Source organism: Fulvivirga marina, assembly GCF_016775155.1.
Taxonomy (GTDB): Bacteria; Bacteroidota; Bacteroidia; order Cytophagales; family Cyclobacteriaceae; genus Fulvivirga; species Fulvivirga marina.
This window is the reverse complement of sequence record NZ_JAEUGD010000014.1, coordinates 146,222-172,914: the sequence shown is the minus strand read 5'-3', so window position 1 is coordinate 172,914 and position 26,693 is coordinate 146,222. Positions and strand designations below refer to the sequence as shown.

Here is a 26,693-nt window from a genome sequence, read left to right as displayed (position 1 = left end):
ACTAAAAAGGCTGGCGATAGAATTTTCGCCAGCCTTTCTTTTGAGAGACTTTTGAGACAGCCTCTTTCTATCTTTTCTAAGACCAATTAATTGCTATCGGTATCGCCACTTTCCTTCTTTGGTAATACATTAGTAGTAATTGTCAATCGGTTATTTGGATTAGCTGCATTGCTTACAATGGTGATTACCTTGTTTTGCATTCCTAGCTTTCCTGTACTGTTAAATTTAATCGTCATGCTTGACTCCTGTCCAGGAGCTATAGGATCTCTTGGCCAATCAGAAGCAGTACAGCCACATGTTACCTGAACATTAGTAATGATCAATGGCTCATTACCTGTGTTTTCAAAGGTGAATACATGCTCCACCCTATCTCCCTGGTGAATATCACCAAAATCAAACTTTGTTTCTTCAAAAGTCATAACGGGGGCATTTGTATTTTCCGTAGGAGTGGCAGACTCCTGCGCCAAAGCATTGAAAATCACGAATATGCCGAAAATAGATACCAAAAGAGTTTTCATAAAATATTGATTTAATGTATTGCAAATATAAATTTATAGGCTGACAAACAATAACCCTGCCCGTTTTTCACATTTAAGATACGTACATTTTCTTATTAAAGTTCACTAAAAATAGTTGATCCGTCGCTCTCGTCGATGCAGTGTACAACCACCGAATGTACTCTTTATCTATATTATCGTCTTTAAGGTAACCCTGATCAACAAATACTGCATTCCATTGCCCACCTTGAGACTTATGGCAAGTCAGCGCATACGCAAACTTAACCTGCAATGCATTCAGGTAGGGATCTCTTTTCATAGCCTCTTTCCTTGCTTTAACAGTATTCAGATCCTGATAGTCCAGCATAACGGATTCGTACAGTTGCCTGTTTTGCTCTTCGGAAAGTGCCGGGGTCTCAGTGTATAAAGTATCAAGGATAACCTTGGCATCAAAAGCACTCTCTGATGGGTAATCAACCATTCTCAAACGTAAAGTGGCAAAACGAAATCCGTGCATCTCCTCAAAGGATACAATTTTCATCACTTCGACAAAGTCCCCGTTTGCCAAAAAGTTGCCAGCTACATCATCAGGAGCATGCAAGTAATTATTTCTCACAATCATCAATATTTCACCAGCTTCCAATTCAGACTCATAAAAATGAATACGGGCACGAATGTATTGATTATAGTTATTGGCAAGTTTGTTCGATCTGCAGATTATGATTGTGTTTTCAACTCCATAGTTATCATAGGCATACCTGAGTCCCTCTTCCATCTTTTCTCCTGTCATCCGAAAGATATCCTTATGTCCCTTAGTTTCAAAACCTATAACCGGAGCAGATTTTGAGCTTAGCTCATTCCTTAATTTTGTTGCATTGAAAAGGATTCCTGAGTCTGTCTCCTGCCTCATCACCTCCGTTAGTGTAATTTGGCGCACAGAAGCATGGAAATTTGCCTCCAAATAGCCTTTTTCCAGAGCAGGACTAAGCTCCTGCCCAACAGGCGGCAGCTGTGCGTCATCCCCTACAAGTATCAACTTATTGGATAGGTCAGAAAAAACATAGCTAAAAAGATCTGTTAACAGGCCTGTACCTCCAAAACTACGCTCCTCATTTATCATTGAGGCTTCATCAACGATAAAAATAGTATTCTTCGCATAGTTGCTTTGCATTTTAAATGCAGGACCTTCCCCTTGCTCCCCTACCTGTTTGTATATTTTCTTATGCACGGTAAAGGCCATTCTCTTCGAATATGAAGACATTACTTTGGCCGCACGACCTGTTGGCGCCAGCAAAACAAATTTCATATTAAAAAGTGGCAGTGTACTTACCAGAGTACTAATCACTGTGGTTTTACCTGTTCCTGCATAACCCTTTATTATAAAAACTGACTTTTCATTTTCTTCCTCAAGGAAGTCGTCCATAGAGCGAAAGAGCAACTCTTGCCCCGAAGTTGCAGTAAACGGAAATTTATTGAGCAGTATTTGCGATGGGCGAGGCATCTATCGTTGCATATCTTCAGGAAAAATAGTCACCATAGTAGTTGTCGCTTTGGCAATAAGTGTTCTTGTCTCTCCATTAATACACCAGACCTCAGCTTCGCAGAAATTCATTTTCCGTCCTTGCTTAAGTACCCATCCTTTTGCATGCAATTTTTGGCCTATTCCTGGGTTGAGGTAAGAGACTTTAATTTCACCTGTCACTACATGCTGATCTTCGGACACTAAAGTATAGGCCGCAAACCCCGCGGTAATATCAGCCAGTGTGGCAATAACCCCTCCATGTACAAGCCCTTTCTGTTGTTTGTGTATCTCTTCTATATTCAGCCAACCTTCAGTACGCCCCTCCTCAATTACATCAAGAGAAAAATCAATATGCCTCATAAAATGTTGCCTCTTAAGGTATTGTTCCACACGGCTCTTATATTCCTGATTAAGGGTTTTGATCATGACGAGTATAATTATGTGTTTGCCACAAATATAAGATATCACTTGTACCTTTATAGTTTTAAGCAATTAGTAGTAAATTAATTAAATGAATGAAATGATTAAAAGTGCCTATGGGAATAAAGTAAGGGTCAGGGTTTGTGGTATTTGCATAAAAGATAACGCCCTATTACTTGTTAACCATAAAGGTCTGAATAGTGATGACAACTTATGGGTACCACCTGGCGGAGGGATTGAGTTCGGGGAATCAACAGAGGCCGCCCTTAGAAGAGAATTTCTGGAAGAGACAGGCCTTAGAGTTGATGTAACAGACTTCCTGTTTGTTAATGAATTCATAAAGCCTCCTCTTCATGCAATAGAACTCTTTTTTAGTGTAGATATTTTGAATGGACAGCTAATTCAAGGCATTGATCCTGAGGTTGGTGCTAAAGATCAAATAATAAAGAAAGTTGAATTTGTGTCTTTTCAGAATTTAGTGGTTATGTCCAATGAAATCTTACATAATGCCCTGCATTCTGTTAAGAGTCAGGAATCACTGTTAAATATGAGAGGCTATTTTAAATTTTGCCAATAATTGCATAAAATAGCACTTTGATTAATTATGTATTACATCACAAAATCTTTATTATTGCAATCAAAAAATACGTAAGAAATGAATGTTACCAAAATTATCTCTATAGTCCTACTAATTGCGAGCCTTGCGTTAGGTTATTATTTGGTAGACAGTGTTAAGTCGGAAATTGACCAGAAACAACTGATCGCCGACAATGAAGCCGCTGTTATCGAAAAATTAAAGCTTATTCGTGAAGCTGAGACTGTATATCTGGAAGTGCATGGCAACTATACCAGCGATTGGGACAAACTGATTAACTTTGTTAAGAATGGCCGATACCCTATCATTCAGAGAAAAGAAAGAGTAGTAACATTAAGTTATGGTGCCGATAGTTCCATTGTAACATTCGATACACTAGGGATCATTTCTGCCAAAGAGAGAATTTTTAAAGCAACTCATAACGTTAACGCCGCTAACGACGGTATATTCAAAAACTACCTTGTAGGAGTTGGTAAAGAAGTAAAACAAGGTAACCAGGCATATGTTCTTAATCAAAACGGCAAAGACGTAACTCACAAATTCAGAAGAAATGGAACTGTTCTTAAGCAAGAAAGCTTATCAGAAGGACAGGAGGTTACTAAAGGTGAACTTTTGATGACCTTGGAAGAGATTAAGTTTGACCCTAACGTTAATATCGACCGTCTGGCATATGTTCCAGGGTATGGGGATGTAAAATTTGAAATCTATGCTGCAGAGGTAGACAAAAGCGGAGCTCTTGTGGATGTTATAGAGGTTGTTAACCCTAAACCTTTTGACCCTACAAGAAAAGAAGATGCCGATGCAAAGAATAAAAAGCCATTGAGATTTGGCTCTAAAACAGATGTAACAACTTCAGGAAACTGGGAATAAACATTGGATACTGCAACAATCAGCTACAAGCTAATCAAGAAGATAAAAGATGAAAAGTTTGATATAGACAAACTTCATCAGTACAATCTCATGATCCAAATCGGGATCAGAGATTTGCAAATAGCTGTTGTTGACTCAACTAATAACCGATGTGTTCTCCTTGAAGATTATATATTAGCAAGTGTAAAGTCATATAAAGCGCTGAAGGAGCTATTAGCGACCCTTTTCGAAGAACACCATCTATTGATGGCGGGCTTTTGGAAAACTGTCAGAATCAGCTTAAAAAGCAGCAAGTTCTCCTTGGTTCCTTCAGCGCTCTTTGTTAAAGAGGCCCTATACGATTACCTCAAACTTAACTCAACCATTGACCCTGAGCATGAGGAAATACTTTACTACAAACACATAAAATCAGATGCGATTTGCGTTTTCGCAGTTCGCAAAGAGCTTTATGAATGGCTTAACAGCCTCTACCCTAATGCCGAGGTAGGTTTTATTCACCAGTCGAGTGCCCTTATTGAAGGTGTGATCAACTTCGAAAAAACGAACAAGAAAAACACCATGTATCTTTACATCGACCGGTTTAAGTTACATATCATCACACTGAAAAATAACAAGCTGGAATTCTATAACCAGTTTAGCATCAAACAATTCAACGACTACATCAAATATATCATGCTGGTGATGAAAGGCTTGAACAAAAATCAAAAAACCAGTGATGTTGTTCTTTGGGGATACATAGGCAAGCAATCTCCGCACTACAATGAGTTCTATAAATTCATAAAGAATATATCTTTTGGAGATCGTCCTGACTATTTAAATTACGGATACATTTTCGATGAAGTTCAGGACCACCATTTCTTTGATCTCTACAGCATTCACCTCTGTGATTAGGTTAAACTACTCCATATGAAAAAAATAGCCATCTTTCCAGGCTCGTTCGACCCTTTTACTAAAGGTCATGAAGATATTGTTATTCGTGGACTAAAGCTGTTTGATGAGATCATCATTGCCATTGGTCACAATAGCAAAAAAAGTCATCGCTATTTTGATGTTAATGAGATGGCTGCTCTTATTGATGGTACATTTACCTCATATGACAGCATAAAAGTTATCGTATATAATGAGCTAACAGCAGAGTGGGCAAAAAAACATAGAGCTCAGTACCTTCTTAGAGGCTTAAGGAACACTACTGATTTCGAATATGAAAACAGCATTTCTCAAGTAAACAAACACCTGAATAAAGATCTCGAATCTGTGTTTCTGATTACATCACCAGAGTTGGCAGCTATTAACTCATCTATTATTAGAGAGGTACATCGCTATGGTGGAGATGTTAGCGACTTCCTTCCCTACAAAATCTAGTCTGTTGAGTTTTGTTCTTTTTCAATCTGCAGTTTCTCCTTTTTGAAGAACCTGTCGAAAACGAAAGCTATCGATTTATAAGAGTCCTGCAAAGCATGGAATACTTCTTTGCGAGTCATCCACCTTACTTCTTCGATATCCTCCTCTATCTGAGGCTTCATTTTAGAGTCTTTAACGATGTCCATCGCATACCATACCGTCTTTTTTAGAATTTTCTTCCTCTTCATAGTGTATGTATGCCAGGTTGTACATATTTTTTCACCCATGTTTACTTTTACATGACATTCCTCCTCTACCTCTCTTTCAGCAGCGGTGTACTCGTCTTCCCCTTTATCCAGTTTCCCTTTAGGCAAATCCCATTTTTTAAGCCTATATATCATTAGCAGTTTATCGCCTTTTCTGACGATACCTCCAGCTGCCTTGATAATTTTAAACTTCTTTTTGAGAAATTTCCTCATATCCTCATAGTCATCTACTGTGAGGGTAAGAGAAATTAGCCCTGGTATAATAGTGGTATCAAGAAGATCAAAAATATGGTCTATCTCCTCACGTTTGGCGTGTTTTATCCAAACTCTATGCAAAAGCTTTGCCTGGGTTATAGGCTCAGTCTCGGCATTTAGTATATAGTTGAATTCCCGCTTATCCGGTCGCTCAGTTGCGTTGACAATAGTAACCGGGATGTCATTGATGAAAAGGTTCATCCAAAAAAAGTCAAATTTATCTCACAAATGAATAAAATATTTGGCAGCACGCCAATAGAATTTAACTTTTTTAATCCATAAATTCGCAACGAAAAGATATTACCTATGAATACTAGCCTTGGCCATACCATAGCCGGAAAACTACTGGACATAGAAGCAATCAAGTTAAACCTGGATAATCCTTTTACCTGGAGTTCAGGCTGGAAATCACCTATTTACTGCGACAACCGACTTTCTTTGTCTTACCCAGATATTCGTACTTACATAAAAAATGGCTTAGTTGAGGCCATTAAAGAGAAGTACAGTGGCGTTGAGGCCATTGCAGGCGTAGCGACTGCTGGTATACCTCAAGGCGCACTTGTAGCTGAAGCTATGGGGTTGCCATTTATATATGTTCGTTCCAAGCCCAAGGGCCACGGTATGGAAAATATGATTGAGGGAAAAGCAACTCCAGGGCAGAAAGTAGTAGTTATAGAAGACCTGGTATCTACAGGAGGAAGTTCTCTAAAAGCGGCAGAAGCTCTTAAAGCTAACAGTGTAGAAGTACTGGGAATGGCAGCCATATTTACATATGGATTTGACCTGGCGGACAAAAACTTCAAAGATGCAGGGATACCCCTGATATGCCTTAGCAACTACAACTTATTGATTGAAGAAGCCTTGAAACGTGACTACATCAAAAAGGATCAGATAGCATCTTTGGAAGCCTGGAGGGAAGACCCTGCCAACTGGAAGAAAGATTAAAGAAATATGGATGTAGTATACAGAGCCTGAAAAAACATTTTGGGCCTGTACTAAAACTTTTCTTCAACGCCTAGTCCAAATAGGGCAAAATCATATCTTACAGGATCCTTTGGGTCAAACTCCTTCAATCGATTAGTTAATTCAACGGCTGCCTGCCAGTCAGTTTGCTTTCTTTTGATCAAACCAAGCTTCCTTGCTACACGATCCACATGCAAATCGCAAGGACAAACCAATTGTGCCGGATCAATTCTACTCCACAAACCAAAATCAACACCACAATCATCTTTCCTCACCATCCACCTCAAAAACATATTAATTCTCTTACATGCAGATTTCCTCTCCGGTGTAGCAATATGTTTCCGTGTCCGGTGAGGGTAATCAGGAAGACTGAAAAAAAAATGATGGAAATTGCTCAGTCCCATCTCCATGTTGTCTGAATCTGAGGTCACCCCCTTCAGGAAAGCATCTTCCAGACTATCATATTGTGAGTAATACCACTTGAAAAACGCAATAAAATAAAGGGTATCCGTAGCATTAAATGTCCTATGCTTGAAACTCAGAAATCGCTTGAGGTCAGACTCCTCATGACCAGTAATAAATGCATGAGGTGCATTATCCATTAACATGAATAACTCTTTGCATTTTTTGATAATAGTGACGCGCTGCCCCCAAGCTAAAACAGCCGCCCAGAAACCAGCGATTTCTATATCCTGCTTTTGGGTAAAAAGGTGAGGGATAGAAACGGGATCATGGGTTATAAACCCAGGGGTATTATATTCCCCTGCTTTTTCATCGAGAAAGGCTTTAAGCTCGTTAAAATTCAACCTTTATGGAATATATGAAATGGAAACTCTGAATTTGGCGTCAATTGCCCCTAGCCTATCGTAAGCTGATTTGGAAATTTTTATCAGAACATTTTGGTTAACCCCCGTATCAGGAAGACGCCCAAGTACTCTAACAAATACCTCCTGATCATTCATTTCATTTCTAACCTTCATGATAGTGCCAATTTTGGCCGTACGATGGAGGGCAAGATATTTCCTGGTATTTTCGGACCCTTCAATAAGCTCTGCCAAACCAGATTCTGATATCTCAGCAAAATTACTTGTTGATTTTTCGGAAGTAGTATTTACCGGAGTAGTTGTTACATCAGCTTTCACATCCCCTGAATCACTGGCTTTAGGATCAGAAGAGGAGGTCTCATTCCCTGGCTTATCATCAATATCAGCACCTACATCCTCCTTGGATACCGTTTCTTCTAGTACAATGGGTCTGTTATTTTGAGGCATAACAACGATAGGCTTTGACACGAACAACTCCTGTCCAATACTTATATCATTATCAATCAGCTCATTCCATGTCTTCAAGTCGTCCACGGTCACATTAAACGATCTTGAAATTGAATACAATGTTTCGCCTGAACTCACCACATGCGTCTTTCCACGTTTCTCAGGCCGGTCAACATGCTGAGTATCAATATTTCTACTTAAACCACTTCTAATGACCAACCTCTGGCCTATGTCCAGGATGTTACCATCTATATTATTCCATTTTCTAATATCCTCTATGCTAACACTATACATTCGAGATATGGAAAACATAGTTTCCTTAGGTTTCACAACATGAACCTTTTCCCTATTATTATCATTCTGAAGCTGCTCACTTTTGGGGCTATTATAGCTATCAATATCAACCACTTCGGCTCTATCCTTCTTTTTGGCTATCTTTTCTAAAAAGGGCACTCTGACAATCTGACCAATCTCAAGGCCAAATTCCGAGGGCGGGTTATTTTCAATAATTTGGTTAATGGGGACATTATACCTCCTTGACAAGGAATACAATGTCTCCTTTTCTTCTACCCTATGGAGAATAAATGTTTTACCTCCCTTTTTCTCTAAGCCTACAGAGTCAACCGGCATGGTTGATGCCAGCAACTGAAAAGAACTAAAAAATATTACTGCTGATAAAAAAAATTTCATGTCCATAGATTTAGTTTAAGGTCACACGCAATACGGTACATGTATAGGTTTCAGTTTAACTGATATATAAAAAAATTCACATTGTCCTTTACAAAGATAAGCTTGTTGTCATAAATGAAGAAAGTATCATCGCTTATTCCGTTAAGGTTGTCTCCCAGCTTCTCCATTAGCAAATGGTTACCATTATGATCTACCGCCAGCAAATCATTTGCCAGTTTATTATTCTTATTAGGATAGTAAAAAGACATTATCAGTACCTGATCGTCTTCATAGTAATCTACACTCTTTACAATATGTAGGCTGACACTGGCAGCTAAAAATTGACTCACCGTATTAAAATAATCACTTCCCTCACGGTAGTTAAACGGTTTTTTTAAAAATTTATTTTCCACCTCTCCTTTCCCATTTGCTGAAATAATACTACTCTCGTTCATTTTAAGAGAGTCACCTGTCAGCAAGTTATAACAAGTCGCAGTCTCGCCGTCCTCATCCATCAACCAAGCTTTACCACCCGCTACATCTATGATGTTTTGATGTTCCTTTTTCCACAAAACTTTTTTTAGCTGAAAGTCGTAGGCAAAAACATCCTTAACGTCAGGATTGTCCTGATCCGGGAAGGTATAAAATAGTATTATATTTCCTGTCAAAGAGGCTGCCCCGATCCACCAGCTTTCTTCAAAAGTGAGACCTTCTAATACAAATTGTCCGGTACGGGTATTCAACAAGTTATAGTGCACCTGAAATTTCTCATCTTCACGAACTTCGAGCAGTAACAGCTCCTTTTCATGATGTGAAATTATATTCCAGATTTTGCCGTTAAATGAATATGAAAAGTTTAAATTGAGCTTTCCCACCAACCTTTTTATTTGTTAATTTATGCAAAATTACATCATAAATAAGCGCAACAAAGTGATCATTCAAAAGTTTAATATTCTTTTATATTTCATTTTATGCCTCAGCATATCGGCCATAGCGCAATCCTCTGAGAAAAAGGTTATGGTTATGCACATTGATGCGGAGATCGACCCTCGAATGAACCGATATGTTGACCTGGCCCTTTCTCACGCTGAAGACATTGATGCCGATTATGTGATCATTGAAATGGACACTTATGGTGGTGCGGTCACCGATGCAAAAGATATCGTGGAAAGAATCCTCGACTTTGAAAAGCCCATCTGGGTTTTCATTAATAAGGATGCTGCTTCAGCCGGTGCTTTAATTTCCATTACCTGCGACAGTATCTATATGGCTCCTGGTGCCAATATTGGGGCTGCTACTGTAGTAACTGCCGACGGCGCTGCCGCTCCTGATAAGTATCAGTCTTACATGCGAAGTACGATGCGGTCAATCGCTGAAGAGAAGGGGCGTGACCCAAAAATTGCTGAAGCCATGGTGGATCAATCCATTGAAATAGATAGTGTAACTAAAGCCGGCCAAGTGATCACATTTTCGACCGCTGAGGCTATTCAATACGGTTTTTGTGAAGGTAAGGTAACCTCAATAGAGGACATTCTGAAAAGGAACCAAGTGGAGGGCTATGAGATTGTAGAGTATGAACTAAGCGGTACTGAAAAGATTATATCTATATTTCTTAACCCTTTTGTCAGTGGCATTTTAATTCTGGTTATTATTGGAGGCATTTGGTTTGAACTCCAGACACCAGGTGTGGGATTTCCCATTGCTGCAGCCGTTATTGCTCTTATCCTGTATTTTGTCCCATACTACCTCACTGGACTTGCTGAAAACTGGGAAATCATAGCTTTCTTTGTAGGCATCGTACTCATAGCTTTGGAGATATTTGTTATACCTGGCTTTGGTATTGCAGGAATCTTAGGTATTGCTATCACTATAGGCTCACTCGTATTGGTGATGCTTAATAATGATGCTTTTGATTTTTCTTTTGTAGGGTTTAATGAGCTACTAATTGCCGTTGGTGCGACATTGACAGGTTTACTAGGCAGCATGGTACTGCTATTTGTGGGAGGCGTTAGGTTAACCAATAGCAAAGTATTCGCCAGGGTAGCCCTAATGGATACTATGGGCAGAGACCAGGGGTATACCTCCAATTTTAAAACAGAGTCTATGGTAGGTTTGAAAGGCACCGCCTATACCGTACTCAGACCTAGCGGCAAAGTACTCATAAACGAAGAAATTTATGATGCTTACACACGGGGAGACTATATAGAAAAAGATGCAAAGATTGTAGTTTTGAGCGACGAAGGTACATCTTTAAAAGTTAAATTAGACAATTAGGAATGAACATTTTGGGAATAATCCCTGCCAGATACGGATCTACAAGATTTCCAGCAAAGGCTTTGGCAGACATAGGTGGTAAGAGCATGATTAGAAGGGTGTATGAGCAAGCCAAGAAATCAGCTTTACTAAACGATGTAGTTATTGCGACAGACCATGAGGCGATAATGGAAGAAGTTGCCACCTTTGACGGCAAAGCCTGTATGACTAGCGAAAATCATCAAAGTGGCACTGACCGTTGCTATGAAGCGTTGACCCTTCAAAACAAGGATTATGACTACGTAATCAATATCCAGGGGGATGAACCATTCATTAATCCTGCGCAAATTGACCTACTGGCAGACCTTCTCGATGGTCAAACCCAATTGGGGACACTTGTCAAGCAAATTGAGGATCGGGAGGAGCTATTCAACCCGAATGTGGTTAAAGCCGTTTTCAATATATACAATAACGCTATTTACTTTAGTCGTGCCACGCTGCCTTATAATCGAAATGCTAAAAAGGAAGACTGGCTACAGGAAAGAAAATATTTCAAACACATTGGGATTTACGCCTACAGAAGCGATATTCTGAAACAAATCACCAATTTATCAGTATCCGGCTTAGAGCAGGCAGAATCACTTGAACAGTTGCGCTGGATTGAAAACGGCTATGTGATCAAAGTGGCAGAAACAACATACCCGTCAGTGGGTGTAGACACCCCGGAAGACCTCGAAAAACTTAAAAATTTTTACTAGCGAATGAATTAGCCTAATTTCGCACTTCAATATGCATACCATTTAAAAGACGGTAATGCTTTCAGTTACCTTCAGTATGGATTGCTGATTAATGCTAATGCTACATTTTAGAGGAATCATACTTATTTTTTGCCTTGCCCTCCCCTCTCTGGGCCTAGGGCAGTTCCGCAACAATAACAATAAAGTTATTGGTATTGATTATTTTAAAGGATTTATTCTTAAACATAAGCGGCAGATCGGCCATCTGATCACGGAACACCCGATTGGTTTCCGGATTACCTATGATCAGAAAAGCTATGGTACCGAGGCTTGGCAGCAACGATATAATTTCCCGGATATTGGGTTCACTTTCATTTACCTGGACTACAGAGATGAGCGCCTGGGTAAATCATTTGGGCTTATACCTCACTTCAGTTTTTACGTCAACAAAAACAAACAGGCCAAGAGTCAATTCAAGTATAAGATTGGTCTGGGATTAGGGTATAACACCAACAAATATAACAAAGAGAGTAACAATAAAAATAACGCTTTAAGTACCGACATCAACTTTGGCATCTTGTTTCAAGCTGAATATCAGCTAGAGTTAACTGAAAGGCTATTCCTTAACACCCATCTGGCTTTTACTCATTTTTCTAATGGAGCCATAAAAAAACCTAACTCCGGTATAAATGTTGTCAGCGGTAATTTAGGGTTATCATACCTGATCAACTATAAGCCTACAGAGCATAGTTATATTGGCGAAGAGCCGGTAAATACCTCCGGATTGGGCTATACGCTTACACTATCGACAGGCATGCACGAATATTCAAAAATTGGTACTGGCTCCCGACCATTTTGGGTACTGAGTACTTTGGCTGACAAACGACTAAATCACAAAAGTGCACTGGGTATAACGTTGGAGTGGTTTGCCTCGCTATCAATGAAAAATGATATTAAGTATGACTACAGGCTAGAAGGTACGGATTTACCGGATTGGCACCGTATAGGCATGGCTCTGAGTCATGAACTGTTTATAAATAATACATCTCTTATCTCACAAGCTGGTTATTACATCTATGATGAATATGATTACTATGGTAAGGTATATTTTCGACTCGGAGTGAGAAAATACATTAATGATAAAATCTATAGCTCACTGATGGTGAAATCACACGGAGCAAAAGCAGAAGCGGCAGAATTTGCCATAGGTTGGAGGGTAAAATGAATTACAGATATTTTATAGTATTACTGATCATATTGATTTATGGCTGCGATTCGGCCAATGCACCGGATTGCCTTCAAAAAGCTGGCCGTACCACTGAGGTTGTTCTGAACGTGGACCCTTTCAACTTGTTAGAGGTAAACTCTGGCCTAAATGTAATATTAGAACAGGGTACGGAACAACTAGTGACCCTAAATGCTGGAGAAAACCTGATCAGCGACATCCATTATGAAGTTTCAGGTAACCAGCTACTTATACGAAACGACAATTCATGTAACTGGGTAAGACCTTACGACTTTCCTATAGTCAAGATTATCCATCCGAACATATCAGAAATAAGACTTGCGGGCAGCGGCTTGATAAGTTCGAGCGGAACCCTTAATTTTCCACGTTTAATCCTGATCAGTGAAGATGAAAGCGGAGATTTTAAACTAGACTTGAATTGTGCTTCACTGAGCATAGTGAGTAACGATATCACAAACTATTACATGTCAGGAACCGTAGAGAATCTAAAAGTGATGTTCGCTTCCGGTGATGGACGACTTGAGGGAAACAATCTTCAAGTTGCAAATGCAAACATCTTTCACAGAGGAACAAATGATATTATTGTATACGTAACCGATGAACTTAGCGGACGGATCATTTCAACAGGTGACCTAATCTATGTAAAAACAAAACCAACCGTCATTGATGTGAGCCTTGAAAATCTAGGCGATCTGATTGATGAAACAGAATAACTATGGAAAAAATTGTAATTGTATGCGGAACGAACCGCGTGGACTCTGTATCCTCCCAAATAGCAAAAATCTACCAGGCCATATTAAATGAGCTTGATGTAGAAAATGAAATTATAGACTTAACCGAACTTCCTCATGACTTCGCTTTTTCTGCTCTATATAATAATGCAGGGAAAAACGAAGCCTTCAATCATTTTCGAGAATTGATGGCTGAAAATAAAAAGTTTGTATTCATTGTTCCTGAATACAATGGCTCATTTCCCGGTGTACTAAAAGCCTTTATTGATGGCTTAAAATTCCCAGATAGCTTCAGAGATAAGAAGTGCGCCTTAGTAGGTCTTTCATCTGGCATTCAAGGTGCTGGACTTGCCTTAAGTCACCTAACCGATATTTTTCACTACTGTGGCATGCACGTGCTGGCTCTCAAACCCAAATTATCACATATTGAGCAGCACTTTAAAGAAGGCACAATCATCAATGAGCTTTACATGACCTTACTTCAGGATCAGGCCAAAAAGCTATTGAAATTCTAAAATCAAAAAAGAGCAGGGCATGCCCCTGCTTAACTACAACAGCTTGCTATGGAAAAGGCGAAAATGATTAGTCCCAAATACCATTGCAGGCTGTCAATATTTCCGGTTTGCCTCCAGTTATTACTATGGTCTGCTCATGCTGAGCAACGTATCCTCCACGATTGCCCATCAAAGTCCAGCCATCATGCTGCGTGTTGGCGATTGTTGAAGCTGTAGAAATAAATGTCTCCACCGCCACTACTGAGTTTTTTCTGAACCTCTTTTTATTGTAGGGATCATAGCAGTTGGCAATCTCCTCTGGCTCTTCATGAAGGCTCCTTCCTACTCCATGACCTGTCAGATTTTTGATGACCCTATACCCAGCCTTCCTGGCCTCTGTTTCGATAAGCCTTCCCACTGCTGCTATACGTACACCTCCTTTGATACTATGGATAGCTTTATGAAGGATATCTTTCGATGCATTCACCAATTCCTCGTGACCGTATACATCCTCACCCAAAACAAATGAACCTCCATTATCTGCCCAAAACCCATCAAGTTCAGCAGACACGTCAATATTGACAAGATCTCCTTCTTTAAGTACTCTTTTAACTGAGGGGATACCATGGGCTATTTCATTATTAACACTAATGCATGTCCAACCCGGGAAGCCATAGGTAAGTTTAGGAGCAGACGCAGCACCATAATCTTTCAGGATACTTCCTCCAAACTCATCCAGGTGTTTTGTTGTCATGCCCGGTTTGGCGTAGTCTCTCATTTCTTTTAGAGTTAAACCTACCACTTCGCTGATCTTTCTCATTCCCAGCAATTCATATTCACATGTTATTGACATAGTTTTTCAGTTTTTGTAATGGCTATTCCCATATAAACAAACGTAAAGCAAAAGAGGCCTAAATTAATGACTTTTTTACTTTACTATATTTCATTCCTGGTAAATACAAGAGACTTCATCCAACTGCTTTGAAAGCTCAATAGCTTCCAAAACTACCTGATCCGGATAACCATTAATTTGTAATATTCTTATGGCGTTTCTCATTTTAAGCTTTCCTTCCTTAAGCTTATAATCAAAATCAACGGTGTTATTCTCAACAACCTCACTAAAATGAAACAGTTGATATTCGTCCTTAAGAAAATCAGCGAGTTCAATATCATGAGTTGAGACAAATACAATATTGTTTCCACTCGATAATGCAGACAACACGGCCTTCCCTGCCGATATTCTTTCAACAGTATTGGTTCCTTTGTAAATCTCATCAAGTAAAAACAAGCACGGCTCCTGTTCCTGGCTTTCTTTGATCATAGCTTTGATCGCCAGTACTTCTTCAAAGTAATAGCTCTTATCATTTAACAGGTCATCGCTGATACGTATGGCTGAGAATATTCGCATTTGTGATAGAGAAAACTGACTAGCAAAACAGGTATTTATCGTTAATCCCGTGATCAGGTTGATACCAATAGTCCTGATAAAAGATGTTTTCCCAGACATGTTAGATCCTGTAAGCAATATGGATTTTCCATCAATCTCAATATCATTTCTAACACATGATGGCAGCAATGGGTGATAAACACCTTTTCCTTTTATATACTTTTCCTGTTCATGGACTTCAGGTGTGCAATACTGCAAAAGCCCACTTCTCAATGAAGCAATAGATATCATTGCATCTATTTCCCCGACAAACCTAAATACCTCTTCAATAGCATCTCTCCTGGTATCCAGTTTTTCCAATGCACCAAAAAGTAATAGAGGCTCGAGGATGAAAACAGTCTTTACAAACTCCATAACAGCCCAAAGAGCCGTTCCTAAATCACCATCAAGCCTGGCTTCAAGCTTAAAAAATGACATTCTTATTTTAATTTCATCAATCACCTTTAAAGCCTTCGGGAGCTCTGTGTTTATAATTTTAAAATTTTCATATTTAAACAAGTCACAAGCCACCTTATTCAAAACCAAAAGTTGCGGTATTGATCCAAGGTATTGATAAAGATTTTTCTTATTCCAGTAGTGAATTCCTGTATTAATCACAAATACTCCAATCAGCAATAAGAACATTTGTGGATTAAACGGGAGAAGTAATAACGAAATTAAACTTGATAATGATAACAGCGGTACTATAAAATACCACTTTGGAGGCCTAATGTGTTCATCCTGAAATAAGGAGGTAATATAATAGGTTTCATTTGAACCCAGCTCTTCCAACTTTCGCTGAACTGAGACTCTGGTTTCCTGATTATGAATAAACCAATTAATTAGTTTTTCCTGTTTAGCAAACTCAGGTACCTTCGGAATTATTCTAAGCTTATCGTAAATATACTGTTGCCCCACTTTTGAATTGGTTCTATCAAGAACCATAAATAGCTCTGAAAAATCTATATCGCTGCAAGTACGATCCGATAGTATCTGAAAGGCATCCTTATTATCTTTTTTTCTAAAGTACCTCTCAATTAAATCAAAGTTGAATGACTCATTTTTCAACTTCCCAAATGATTGTATTAACCGCTTCCTCTCTCTTTTCTTCTTATTTAAAAAGCCCATCTCGCAAATATAAAGTTATAGAATTGCTTACAGCCACAGATCAAAAGTGTCAGAAGGTAGATTCCTCACTAACAAAAAGAAACCAAATTAACAAAATTCGTAGATATATTATAAATTTATTTGCAAATTACACTCACTTAAACCTAATTATATGAAATTAGCTCTCCCTCTGCTGTTACTGTTATTAACAGCCTGCTTAGCTCAGGCTCAGGATAAGATCCATAAAAAGGACAAAACTATTATTGATTGTAAAATCACTGAAATTGGCACCAATGAGATCAAGTATAAGCTTCCTGAACCCGAATTGGAAGAATCCCCTATAATTGCCATTTCTGTTGATGAGGTTGATAAAGTTGTGCTCCGTAGCGGCCGTGAAATAGAATTTAAAGATCCCCTAACAGATCCCAATTCCTATACAGATAATAAAAAGCATGCTATAAAATTTCATTTTATATCTCCACTGGCAGAGCACCTGGCGTTTTCATATGAAAAAAGTATAAAGCCAGGCAGAAGCTTTGAAACCGAACTAGGTATTATTGGTGCAGGTTTTGACGTCGATGATTATTCATCCAGTGCTGGCATATATATTTCATCAGGATACAAGTTCTTAAAAACCCCTGATTTCTACTCCCAAAGAATGAAGTATGCCCACATTCTTAAGGGTAGCTATGTAAAACCTCAGGTATTGCTTTCTGTTTATCGGAATAAAGTTAACAGCCAGAGCGCCCCATACTATAACGACACAGATCAGAACATAGTGGCTGGGGCATTGATCATCAACCTGGGCAAGCAAATAGTTTACGACAATTTCTTCTTGATGGACTATTCAATCGGCATTGGATATGGCTTTAGCAACCAGAAATCATCTGATGATTATTACGACTACAACGATTTTCGCAGCTATCATTATGGTTTCATTTTAGGTGATAATGACTTTCCTATAGCAGTAACCGGAAGGTTAAAGATCGGTATTCTGCTCAAATAGCATTTAAGTTAAACAGCCCATACACCTCCTATGTAAGTTCTCTTCTTTAACCGGAAAGAAAGGCATATTTTAATAAGATACCTTCAAATAGTTTTCCTATGAATCAGATACAAAAGGCAATGACGGCACTAGCACTATAATGATCTCTTCACTAAAAGGCCAGAATAATATGACTGACGAAACTCAATACTACAGTGAAATACCAGCGCCCCCAGAGAGCTACACCGCAGTTAACGTCGCCGCCAGAATGGTAGATGGTTTAGGTTTCAGATTTTACTGGGCAACAGATGGTCTTAGAACTGAAGACCTTGATTTTAAACCTGGAAACGATGCACGAACTGTTTCCGAAACCATTAGCCATATTTTTGAGATGTCTGTTTTAATAGCGAATTCCATACTTAAGGAATCACAATCACCACCAACGGATCTGCCTCCTGATCAAAAAAGACATCTAACCCTGGTTAACTTAAGAAAAATCAGCAACACACTAAGGAATAGTTCTGATAAAGACCTAGAAGGGTATGTAATTAAATTTGGTAATGGTAAAGAGCTCCCATTTTGGAACCTGATCAATGGCCCAATAGCAGACGCATTATGGCATTGTGGGCAAATTGTATCATTTCGAAGGTCATCGGGCAATCCATTCAACTCTAATGTTAGTGTTTTAAACGGGCGATTGCGAGAATAAGCCAAAAGCTTACTTATAAGTAATTAATTGAGCTATCTGACTAACAGTAATAATTTACCCTATTACAGTTTTACAGGTCGCTTATTTAAGTCCAGCCAATACTGGCTAAGGCTTTTCATTGCGTTCGAAAAATTTTCAAAGTTTACAGGTTTAACTATATAACTATTTGCCCCCTGCTTGTAGCATTCCATGATATCAGACTCTTCACTTGACGAAGTTAGTACTACCACAGGAATGATATTGGTACGTTCATGTTCCTTTAATTTTTTAAGAATTTCCAAGCCACTAACTTTTGGAAGTTTCAAATCAAGCAAAATTACTTTAGGATTGAACCTAAACTGGTCAGGTCCATCTACCCCTATTTCCGAAAAAATATAGTCCAATGCCTCGGCACCATCATCGATGTGGTATAACTTATTACCAAGGTTATGTTTCTTCAAACTTCGAATGGCAAGCTCTGCTTCATAAGGGTTATCTTCGATTAGCAATAACTCAACTTCATTTATCTCCATATTATTTATTCATTTATTTCATCAGAGGTAAACTAAAATAAAAAGTTGCTCCTTTATCAATCTCGGCTTCTGCCCAGATTTTACCATCGTGCTTTGAAATAATTCTGTGAACAATAGCCAGCCCTACACCGGTACCTTCAAAGTCACTCTCCTTATGAAGGCGTTGAAATACACCAAAGAGTTTATCAGCATATTGAATATCAAACCCTGCTCCGTTATCCTTAACCCAATAGATAACAGACTTATCTGTCCTACTCGAGCCAATTTCTATAACAGCCAATTCTTTTTTTCCTGTATATTTTAGAGCATTTGAAATAAGGTTTGTAAATACATGCCGCATAAGTATATCATCACAATATAAATCCTCCAACGTCCCCAGGTTTATCTCAATATTACTCCTGTTCACTCCCCCTAGCTGCTCATCCAGTACAGATCTAATCAATTTGGCTGTATTAATCACAGACTTAGTTACAGGAAGTCTACCCAATTTAGAGAAATTAAGCAGGTCGTCAATCAATTGCCCCATTTTTTTGGCATTGCTTGATATAATATATAATAACCGTTGTCCCTCGTTACTCAAATCATCAAAGCAGTCCTCTATCAAGATGTTAGAGTACCCGTCTATTATCCTTAAGGGTGCCCGTAGATCATGAGCTACAGAATAGGAGAAAGATTCCAACTCTTTATTAAGTGTTTGAATTTCATCATCATTTTTTTTTCGCTCAGTAATATTAGAAGCCAATACCGTAACACCCACTATGTCATTCTTATCATTCAAAATTGGGTAGTATCGTGTTTCAAAATAGTTGCGCTCAAACTCTCCATAAACTTCAATTGAAGTAAGCCCTTCACCCTTCATTGCTTTTTTACAATTTCGTGAAGCTCTTTCCTTTTCCTCCTGAATAGTAATAGAGTCTATCATGCGCTCTCCCTTTCTAATGGTTGTGCCATATGCCTTATAAGTGGCATCCTTAAAAGCACTATTAAATGTTAAATACCTAAGGTTTTTATCAACAGAAAATATAAGTACATCTTTGTGGCTTTCAATAGTGGATTCTAACAGCATGTTTGCTAATCTTACTTCATCTTCTGCCTGTCTTCTTTTGCTATCTTTCTCATTTAAAGATAAAGCCTCAAACCAAATAAGCAGAACCAGGATAACGATAAGGGCTACAACCAATATTGCCGTACCAAGCTCAACTGAAAATGAGTATTTCCAATTGAGGTAAAGTCGTATAAAGCCTAAAAAACCTGGAATAATTATCGCCAACGGGATCAATATCCTGCTAACCATTCCCCCGGCATAAGGGCTGGTAAGCTCCTTCATAACTCCTCGGTCGCTATGGAAAAACAATATTTCTACGCCAAACATAAAAAAGCATATGGCGGTATGGATCGACATCGGAATATAGACAAGAACACCATAAAATTCACCTACCCTGTATATGTACCCAAAAATGGAGAATAAGGCAATGAGCACAATAAGCAATGATAAAGTTTGACAAATATAAACCGCCCTTTTCCTCCTTTTCATGAGAAGTATAACTACCCCACCCAAAACAAAATTCATGGCCGTATTAGGTGCCATTCTGCTGGATAAGCTGTGTGAGGCATCAGCTTTGATCTTACCTGAAAATAAGATCAAGTCTGCCTGAAAAGAAAAGTCTAGCATCAATCCCACAAGGAAGAAGAACGAAATAACAACTACAGCAAGTGCAAGCCAATAGCCTTGCTTTACAAACTTTGAAACTATACACAAAAAAGAAGCTTCAAGTAGTATAAAATTAATCGCCGTAAGTGGGTTCATAGCTGCCAACCCTGGAATAGGGCGCTTAATAAGCGCAATATCAAACTGCCAGCCCAACAACACCAGTATACCTAGCACCAAAACGACTACAGAAATGTAAAAAGCTGTCTTCTTCAACACCTCATGAAGGAACGATTCGCCAGATGAATAGGAAAACCTATTTTTATAAGAGGTTATTGATTTCATTTTTAGATGACATTAGCCTATCCAGAAATTCACTATACCGTTAGGTAGGTAACTTTTACCAACACAATTTTTAAAACAAAGGCTTATTAATTTAACAAAGAAAAATCCCAGGAGTTATCCCATCAGAGGTCAAAACTTTCGTAGGTCGCACCGACCTCCCCTATAATAAAAATATCAATTTTTACATAAGAATCTAAATTTATCTAGCACAAAAATCAATGATATTATTAACTTATCGATAATCAAAAAAGACACAACAACACAAAAAAACTAATAACCAGAGACTTCCTCCAAATACATCCTAGATTAAACTTTATTGCATATACGCTACCTGATCTTGTTATTTAGTGAACGGAAAACCTGGACTGGTCGTGTAATTTTAAAGCAAGGTATTGGTATACGGAATGGCATGGCTATTATTTATAGCAAAGAAACTTCTTATTTAGATAAAACTCTCGACCAACCTTGACGGTATTTACCTAGACATCATGGATGCTTTTGAACATTTTGAGTAATTCAGCGCTACATAATGCATTATACCCAAAAAAAAGGCCTCAGAAGAATAAATCAGAAAAAACACAGGTTACTTCACCGTGACCAAACTGCATAAAGAGGTACTTAAGGCGAGCATCTATTCCTAACTTTAAACAAGTGCTATTAATGACGGGTATGGTTTTTGTTCAGCTCAATTAAAACTAACTTAACACAGTGTCATTTAAATTTGTTATCCATATGAAACATCTTTTCAAAATCTTTATTTTTTCATCCTTCTTCTTTTTCTTTTCATGTGAAGACCTCGAAAATGGGCTTACCAACGGTGAAATTGTAGCAGGCTTAAAAGAGGCTCTGAATGTAGGGCTTGACAACTCCGTAACGAATGCATCTTCAGTTGATGGTTATTTAAAAAACGAAATCATCAAAATTTTACTTCCTCCAGAAGTTAAATCGCTTCAAAATACTATAAAAACCGGATCGATAAACTTGGGTATTACCAGTGTCTCTTACCAATCAATACTGAATACTTATGTAGCTGTAAATCCAAATATAAACAGCGATCCATTTGAAGAACTTATTGTTGCCATGAACCGTGGGGCAGAAAAAGCTGCAGACAAAGCGTTACCTATTTTTGGCGATGCTATTGTAAGTATGAGTTTCAATGATGCCCTAGGTATACTTCAGGGTGCTGACACCTCAGCTACACATTATTTTTATACTAAAACTAACCAAGCGTTATTCACAGCCTTTCAGCCGGATGTAAAAAGTGCTCTGGACCAAACAGAAGCTAATGCGATATATACAAGCATCGTAGGATTTCTAAATTATGAGTACAATGCCGGTCTGACCACTGTTAAAGTTAGTGATTTCATCAATGCATCCCTCCCTGAAAGCATCGATGGCTATGCAACTGAAAAAGCTATTGACGGCCTGTTTTACCTGATAGGTAACGAAGAGACAAAAATAAGGCAAGATCCTTATGCCTGGGGAAGTAACATTATTGAAAAAGTTTTCGGAAGCCCTGAAGCCCAGGGATAGTAAAAGCCACACGTCAGTTATTTACAAGCGCTCCTTTTTTAAAGGGCGCTTTTTTCATTCTCTAACTATTACTTTAGACAACAAATTTCAGATTCTCAGGTATGCTCGAGTGCTGGTTTGACAGCTACTTTTCTCGCTTAAAACCTTTCAGGCCAGCAGTCCAGCAAATAATCGCTAACAAAATTCAATCACTAAACTTTTCAATTATTAAACTTGTTTCTAAGCTACTAATATCCTAAGTTTCAGTTTAAAAACTTTTAAACTTATAGGAGTATTTTTTTAATAAGATGCTCCTTTCCTCTAAAAAAAACACCCCATAACAATGAAGAAAATCTACTTATTCACTCTTGCCATGATGGTTTCCTGGTGTGTAGCCGCGCAAGAACCTGATAGTGCATATTTCTCTATGACTCTTGAGGAATTGATGAATATTGAAGTTACTACGGCCTCTTTGCAATCAGAATCCATGCTCAAAACACCTGTCCCAATGACGGTTGTGACGCGTGAAATGATTGATGCCATAGGTGCACGGAATATCAAAGAAGTTCTGACTACTTATGTACCTGGGTTTACGGCTGTTGAGGACCACAATGAAATGAATGTAAGCATGCGAGGAATATACGCATCAGCCCAACAAAAAATACTTTTTATGGTTAATGGCCATAGACTAAACTCCCGGGCATACTCCATGTCCAACCCTGATTATAGTATTAGCCTTGATAAGATTAAGCAAATAGAGGTTGTAAGAGGGCCAGGTTCCTCTATTTATGGCAATGTTTCCCTTACCGCTGTAGTGAATATCATTACCCTCAAAGGGTCTGAACTGGATGGTACTCAGGTAAAAGTTGGCGGAGGAAGCTACGGCCAACAATATATTTCCGGTGTTGCGGGAACCGGACTTGGAATCAACAAAGATATTCTTGCCTGGGGATATCATTATAGTGCCGATGGTGAAAAAAGAGATATTGACGCTGCTGACGATTACAGTTCAAATACTACTGAAGATGGAGTGGCTTACCTAGGTGCTGTACAAGGAAATTATGATATTGGTATCCAGGCTACCATGGGTAAATTTGACTTTTTCTTTAATACCAATAAGGGCAAAATACAGCAGCCGTTCAGCGATGGGGGTGGTACTGGTGAGCTATACAATAAAAATGATTTTGACGACATCTTTGGTGAAGAGCCAGGTTTAGGACAGGAAATGAGACGTGTAAAAGTTGGCTACACAAGTTCCTTATCAAAGTCAATTGATCTTGATGTAGATCTATATGGAGATAATACTAAGGTAATGGGCCACCTGATAGCTGCACCGATAGCACGTGTTAATTCTGTAGTGGCATGGTGGGACCGCGATTTAGGTGGTATAGCTCAGTTTACATTTCACTATCCCAAAGGAAATGTGCTTGTTGGTACTCAGGTTGATTGGATGAACGTTTATGACAGCTTCCTTGCTACATCTGCCAATGGTACTGGTATTTTAGATACATTTCTAGACACTGCTGTTCCTTTAATGGAAGAAGGCGAAGAAATTATATACTCAGGCTTCACACAATGGAAACACAACCTCGCGAACAATCTATTGGTTAATGCAGGTTTCCGATACGACAACAAAAATCGCCATGAAGGTAAAAATGTAGATGCTCTTAGCCCCAGAGTGGCATTAATTTATGAGGCCAGTTCTTCTCATAATGTCAGGTTATCGTATTCAAAATCTTTTGTTGATGCCCCATACTGGTATCGCTATAACAGTCTGGCATCGTACTCAGGTTCACGTGACTTACTACCAGAAAACCTACAAACCTTGCAACTAACGCTGGATTCAAGGCTCTTCTCTTCTACTGTTTATAATAGTACCAACATATTTTACCAATCGTTAACTGATTTCATTTATCGCGATCCGGAGGCTGGTGCCGCCGACCCTAAATACAGAAATGCAGGATCAATGACCAGCTGGGGTATTGAGGAGCAAGTAAGAACCAAGATAGGTAACCTCGACATACTGGCTAATGCTACTTACCAACATGCTATTGATGCTACTGATTATGAGGTTGATGATGCAGAGATAGCCAATGTACCTTCTTTAACAGCCAATGTGATTGGAACCTATCATTTTTCAAACAAGGTGTTCTTCAACCTTGGGTTACGATATGTATCTTCACAATATTCACCGATAACTGCATTGGGGACAGATTCCAGTGTGCCGGACAATTATGTAGATGCTGCATTTATTGTAAATGCCGGATTGAATGCGAAGTTTAATGATCTGATGGTAGACCTTAGGGTAAAAAATATCGCTGACACTGAATATTACCAAGGAGGAAGTACCCGTTTTGCTTACCCTCAGGAAGGTCGATGGATTACGGCGTCATTACAGTACACTTTCAAAAATAACTAAACTGGCGCTCTGAAAAGACCTGTCAAGAAATAAGTTTTTGGATAACATTTCTCTTTAAATAATACTACCAATACTACATAAAGGTCTGCATATAAAGCAGACCTTTATTTTTATATTCTATGTTTTTAAGGGTTCAAAAGCAAAAACCTCCCGGGCGCACCCGGGAGGTCTCACGTTAAAAAAATGGCATCACAGCACCGGCCGAAAAATTTACAACCAACAACCACTACAATTGGAGTAAGCCGGTTCTATGCTGCTAATGCCAATCAGTAGTCTTAATCTACATTATCATGCAGAAATCTATTGTTACCTAAAATTTGGTTATCGTCATTTAAGTTATACTTAGACACATGAGCTTCTGACGAATGAGGTACGTTTTGTAAACGTACATCTCTTCTCAGGTAAGCGGGCACGTCAAGCTTCTCCTTAAACTCGTTGGCGTTCATTTCAGACTTATTCAAACCTTTCAGCTTATGAACCCTTTCCTCTGCCTTTTCTCTCAACCTGTCTTTAGTACTTCTGATATCCATCATACCATCATCATTGATGTGCTGATCTGTATCATTTTCATCGACTATCTCAAACTCTTCTTCCAATTCTGAAAAAAGTCCGTCGTCACCATCATCAGTAGCATTTACCGGACTAGTGAATGAATATCCTCTTTCCTGAGAGCTGTTGGCTACATTTCCGCTATTACCGTTACTAGAAGAAGGTTGATCAATTTCCCTTTTTGTAATCTCACCCGGGGTATTATTAACAGAATTATCATTAGCAAACATGTTGATCTGCTTGTTAGCCTCAAGATCATAAACCTTTCTCTCTTCTTGCTCCTGTCCATGCTCATGCTCTCTTTCCTGTCTCTTCTCTCTTCTTCTTTCTTCTGGTAGATAAGCTTCATCATGATCAAACCCTGTAGCAATTACAGTTACTCTGATGCTATCTCCCAGGTCAGGATCAACACCGTGACCAAAGATCACCTCAGCATCATCACCGGCCTGCTCTTGGATGTACTCAGTAATTTCGGTAAGTTCATCCATTTGCAATTCAGCCTGATCTCCTGAAATAATGGATAGCAATATTTTTTGAGCTCCAAGTATATCTCTGTTATCCAATAAAGGTGAAGCCAATGCCTCTTCAGCAGCTTTTCTAGCTCTGTTTTCTCCTTTAGTTTCTGCCGACCCCATTACAGCTGCTCCGGCATTATGCATTACCGTTCTAACATCCTGAAAATCAACATTAACATACCCAGCTACGGTTATAATTTCCGCTATACCCTTAGCAGCAGTTGTCAATACGTTGTCAGCCTGGGCAAAGGCATTACCTATTGAAAGGTTACCATGGATCTCTCGTAGCTTATCGTTAAGTATAACCAGTACGGTATCACAATTTTCTTTAAGAGAGTTTATACCTATCTCGGCCTGAGTGGCTTTTTTCCTTCCTTCAAAGCCAAAAGGAGCCGTAACAATACCAACGGTTAGTATGTCCATTTCCTTTGCTATACGAGCGATTACAGGAGCTGCACCTGTACCTGTTCCGCCGCCCATACCTGCTGTAATGAACACCATCTTGGTATCATTACCCAACAGGTCTCTAATTTCTTCTTTGCTTTCCAAAGCTGCATTTTTACCAACCTCGGGATTAGCTCCGGCACCCAGTCCCTCGGTAAGGTTAACCCCTATCTGTATCTTACCTGGCACAGCACTGGTTTTTAAAGCCTGCGAGTCAGTGTTACAAACAACAAACTCCACATCTTTGATGCCTTGATTAAACATGTGATTAACAGCGTTGCTTCCTCCACCACCTACACCGATCACCTTAATAATCGACTTGTGGTGCTTTGGAATATCGAATTTGTATGCATTTTCAGACATAGCTATTTAAAATTTAGTGGTTGCAATAA

26 protein-coding genes are annotated in these 26,693 nt (G+C 38.9%); 14 read left to right on the top strand and 12 right to left on the bottom strand.

The features are described 5' to 3' along the window. Window positions 1-86: 86 nt before the first annotated feature. The 3 genes from JMN32_RS04400 to JMN32_RS04390 all read right to left on the bottom strand — a co-directional run bounded on the left by JMN32_RS04400 (window position 87) and on the right by JMN32_RS04390 (window position 2,445). The gene (locus tag JMN32_RS04400) at window positions 87-518 is read right to left on the bottom strand and encodes a DUF1573 domain-containing protein (protein WP_202855075.1); all 432 of its coding nucleotides are present in this window, start codon (window positions 516-518) and stop codon (window positions 87-89) included. A 73-nt stretch (window positions 519-591) separates the two neighbouring features. Further along, a complete protein-coding gene (locus JMN32_RS04395; protein ID WP_202855074.1) occupies window positions 592-1,998 on the bottom strand; it encodes an ATP-dependent DNA helicase in 1,407 nt (468 codons plus the stop codon). Continuing rightward, on the bottom strand, window positions 1,999-2,445 hold the full coding sequence (locus JMN32_RS04390; protein WP_202855073.1) for a PaaI family thioesterase: 447 nt from the start codon (window positions 2,443-2,445) through the stop codon (window positions 1,999-2,001). It abuts the gene before it with no gap. Between the two features lie 85 nt (window positions 2,446-2,530). Between JMN32_RS04390 and JMN32_RS04385 the strand changes: the two genes are divergently transcribed. From JMN32_RS04385 to coaD, 4 genes are all read left to right on the top strand, one after another. Further along, entirely contained in the window at window positions 2,531-3,016 is a 486-nt protein-coding gene (locus JMN32_RS04385; RefSeq protein WP_202855072.1) for an NUDIX domain-containing protein, read from the top strand. Window positions 3,017-3,094: 78 nt separating this feature from the next. After that, window positions 3,095-3,904, top strand: a complete 810-nt coding sequence (locus tag JMN32_RS04380) for a hypothetical protein (RefSeq protein WP_202855071.1) — start codon at window positions 3,095-3,097, stop codon at window positions 3,902-3,904. A 3-nt stretch (window positions 3,905-3,907) separates the two neighbouring features. Beyond that, window positions 3,908-4,795 carry a DUF3822 family protein gene (locus JMN32_RS04375; RefSeq protein WP_202855070.1) on the top strand — a complete coding sequence of 296 codons (888 nt, stop codon included), beginning with the start codon at window positions 3,908-3,910 and terminating at the stop codon, window positions 4,793-4,795. Between the two features lie 15 nt (window positions 4,796-4,810). After that, window positions 4,811-5,266: a pantetheine-phosphate adenylyltransferase gene (gene coaD / locus JMN32_RS04370; RefSeq protein WP_202855069.1), complete on the top strand. Its 456-nt coding sequence runs from the start codon at window positions 4,811-4,813 to the stop codon at window positions 5,264-5,266. Here coaD and JMN32_RS04365 read toward each other — a convergent pair. Beyond that, window positions 5,263-5,967 carry an NUDIX hydrolase gene (locus tag JMN32_RS04365; RefSeq protein WP_202855068.1) on the bottom strand — a complete coding sequence of 235 codons (705 nt, stop codon included), beginning with the start codon at window positions 5,965-5,967 and terminating at the stop codon, window positions 5,263-5,265. The two genes, coaD and JMN32_RS04365, sit on opposite strands and share 4 nt — an antisense overlap. Before the next feature lie 105 nt (window positions 5,968-6,072). Here JMN32_RS04365 and pyrE point away from each other — a divergent pair, with 105 nt between their 5' ends. Continuing rightward, window positions 6,073-6,711, top strand: coding sequence for an orotate phosphoribosyltransferase (gene pyrE, locus JMN32_RS04360; protein WP_202855067.1), 639 nt, complete (start codon window positions 6,073-6,075; stop codon window positions 6,709-6,711). Window positions 6,712-6,761: 50 nt separating this feature from the next. Here the strand turns inward: pyrE and JMN32_RS04355 are convergent, their stop codons facing one another. Genes JMN32_RS04355 through JMN32_RS04345 form a run of 3 tightly spaced genes read right to left on the bottom strand, consistent with a single transcriptional unit; the run spans window position 6,762 to window position 9,544 of the window. Continuing rightward, entirely contained in the window at window positions 6,762-7,535 is a 774-nt protein-coding gene (locus tag JMN32_RS04355) for a TIGR02757 family protein (protein WP_202855066.1), read from the bottom strand. A gap of 3 nt (window positions 7,536-7,538) precedes the next feature. Beyond that, entirely contained in the window at window positions 7,539-8,690 is a 1,152-nt protein-coding gene (locus JMN32_RS04350; protein ID WP_202855065.1) for a LysM peptidoglycan-binding domain-containing protein, read from the bottom strand. 50 nt (window positions 8,691-8,740) lie between these two features. Beyond that, window positions 8,741-9,544 carry a DUF4905 domain-containing protein gene (locus JMN32_RS04345; protein WP_202855064.1) on the bottom strand — a complete coding sequence of 268 codons (804 nt, stop codon included), beginning with the start codon at window positions 9,542-9,544 and terminating at the stop codon, window positions 8,741-8,743. 22 nt (window positions 9,545-9,566) lie between these two features. Between JMN32_RS04345 and JMN32_RS04340 the strand changes: the two genes are divergently transcribed. The 5 genes from JMN32_RS04340 (at window position 9,567) to JMN32_RS04320 (ending at window position 14,151) form a co-directional block, all read left to right on the top strand. Further along, window positions 9,567-10,943 carry an NfeD family protein gene (locus JMN32_RS04340; protein WP_202855063.1) on the top strand — a complete coding sequence of 459 codons (1,377 nt, stop codon included), beginning with the start codon at window positions 9,567-9,569 and terminating at the stop codon, window positions 10,941-10,943. 2 nt (window positions 10,944-10,945) lie between these two features. Then, the gene (gene kdsB, locus JMN32_RS04335; protein WP_202855062.1) at window positions 10,946-11,680 is read left to right on the top strand and encodes a 3-deoxy-manno-octulosonate cytidylyltransferase; all 735 of its coding nucleotides are present in this window, start codon (window positions 10,946-10,948) and stop codon (window positions 11,678-11,680) included. 97 nt (window positions 11,681-11,777) lie between these two features. Beyond that, window positions 11,778-12,884, top strand: a complete 1,107-nt coding sequence (locus JMN32_RS04330; RefSeq protein WP_202855061.1) for an acyloxyacyl hydrolase — start codon at window positions 11,778-11,780, stop codon at window positions 12,882-12,884. Continuing rightward, entirely contained in the window at window positions 12,881-13,618 is a 738-nt protein-coding gene (locus JMN32_RS04325; protein WP_202855060.1) for a head GIN domain-containing protein, read from the top strand. Before JMN32_RS04330 ends, JMN32_RS04325 begins: the two co-directional genes overlap by 4 nt. Window positions 13,619-13,620: 2 nt before the next feature. Further along, on the top strand, window positions 13,621-14,151 hold the full coding sequence (locus JMN32_RS04320) for an NADPH-dependent FMN reductase (RefSeq protein WP_202855059.1): 531 nt from the start codon (window positions 13,621-13,623) through the stop codon (window positions 14,149-14,151). 67 nt (window positions 14,152-14,218) lie between these two features. On the opposite strand, the gene map is transcribed toward JMN32_RS04320, so the two are convergent. Further along, window positions 14,219-14,983, bottom strand: coding sequence for a type I methionyl aminopeptidase (gene map / locus JMN32_RS04315; RefSeq protein ID WP_202855058.1), 765 nt, complete (start codon window positions 14,981-14,983; stop codon window positions 14,219-14,221). A 90-nt stretch (window positions 14,984-15,073) separates the two neighbouring features. Further along, window positions 15,074-16,684, bottom strand: coding sequence for a MutS-related protein (locus JMN32_RS04310; protein WP_202855057.1), 1,611 nt, complete (start codon window positions 16,682-16,684; stop codon window positions 15,074-15,076). Window positions 16,685-16,835: 151 nt separating this feature from the next. On the opposite strand from JMN32_RS04310, the gene JMN32_RS04305 reads away from it, so the two are divergent. Together JMN32_RS04305 and JMN32_RS04300 are read left to right on the top strand one after the other, a co-directional pair. Then, complete coding sequence (locus JMN32_RS04305) at window positions 16,836-17,669, top strand: hypothetical protein (protein WP_202855056.1); 834 nt, start codon at window positions 16,836-16,838, stop codon at window positions 17,667-17,669. Between the two features lie 169 nt (window positions 17,670-17,838). Further along, entirely contained in the window at window positions 17,839-18,357 is a 519-nt protein-coding gene (locus tag JMN32_RS04300; protein WP_238354346.1) for a DinB family protein, read from the top strand. Window positions 18,358-18,419: 62 nt separating this feature from the next. Here the strand turns inward: JMN32_RS04300 and JMN32_RS04295 are convergent, their stop codons facing one another. Together JMN32_RS04295 and JMN32_RS04290 are read right to left on the bottom strand one after the other, a co-directional pair. Beyond that, window positions 18,420-18,869, bottom strand: a complete 450-nt coding sequence (locus JMN32_RS04295) for a response regulator (protein WP_202855054.1) — start codon at window positions 18,867-18,869, stop codon at window positions 18,420-18,422. Window positions 18,870-18,882: 13 nt separating this feature from the next. After that, complete coding sequence (locus tag JMN32_RS04290) at window positions 18,883-20,862, bottom strand: sensor histidine kinase (RefSeq protein ID WP_202855053.1); 1,980 nt, start codon at window positions 20,860-20,862, stop codon at window positions 18,883-18,885. Window positions 20,863-21,594: 732 nt separating this feature from the next. On the opposite strand from JMN32_RS04290, the gene JMN32_RS04285 reads away from it, so the two are divergent. Both JMN32_RS04285 and JMN32_RS04280 read left to right on the top strand, forming a co-directional pair. Next, a complete protein-coding gene (locus JMN32_RS04285) occupies window positions 21,595-22,395 on the top strand; it encodes a DUF4197 domain-containing protein (protein ID WP_202855052.1) in 801 nt (266 codons plus the stop codon). A gap of 322 nt (window positions 22,396-22,717) precedes the next feature. After that, entirely contained in the window at window positions 22,718-24,793 is a 2,076-nt protein-coding gene (locus JMN32_RS04280; RefSeq protein WP_202855051.1) for a TonB-dependent receptor plug domain-containing protein, read from the top strand. A gap of 275 nt (window positions 24,794-25,068) precedes the next feature. On the opposite strand, the gene ftsZ is transcribed toward JMN32_RS04280, so the two are convergent. Then, window positions 25,069-26,664, bottom strand: coding sequence for a cell division protein FtsZ (ftsZ, locus tag JMN32_RS04275; protein WP_202855050.1), 1,596 nt, complete (start codon window positions 26,662-26,664; stop codon window positions 25,069-25,071). Window positions 26,665-26,693: the final 29 nt, after the last annotated feature.